We start from the raw sequence: 428 nt of genomic DNA, 5'->3' as shown, positions 1-428 counted from the left end.
GCGTATTTCGTCCATAAGACTATATTGTTTCAATTCCGTCCAACTGTCAAGAGTGTAACGGGCTATTTTTACAGCATCAGCTTTATCCGATTTCACTTTACGGAGAGAATTGTCTCCGAAATCCTTAATGAGTTTAGGATTTATGGCAGTCACAAAAAGACCTGCCAGAGAGAGTTCACGGGCCAGAGGCTTGTAATAGTGGCCGGTGTGCTCCATAACGATGCGGGATTCCCCTTCGATGGATTTGATCTGTTGAATCAGAGATTGGATGTTACCAGATGTATGCTTGATTTCAAAGGGCGAGGAAACAATTTCCCCATAAGGGCGAAGAATAGCGGCCATGCTTTTGCCTTTGGATACATCAATACCAACTGCGTTCCTGTTCATAAATTTGTCACTCCTTAAGATTATTGCAATGGATAAGTACC

General features: G+C 42.8%; 1 protein-coding gene. It reads right to left on the bottom strand.

What is annotated here, in order from left to right; translation table 11 throughout:
* On the bottom strand, positions 1 to 387 hold a 387-nt coding region (locus NE664_14335), incomplete at its 3' end, for an IS110 family transposase (protein ID MCQ4727813.1).
* Positions 388 to 428 lie beyond the last annotated feature (41 nt).

Source organism: Anaerotignum faecicola (assembly GCA_024460105.1).
In the GTDB taxonomy this organism is placed as follows: Bacteria; Bacillota; Clostridia; order Lachnospirales; family Anaerotignaceae; genus JANFXS01.
The sequence above is the reverse complement of the archived record's forward strand: the minus strand, read 5'-3'. Positions and strand labels throughout refer to the sequence as shown.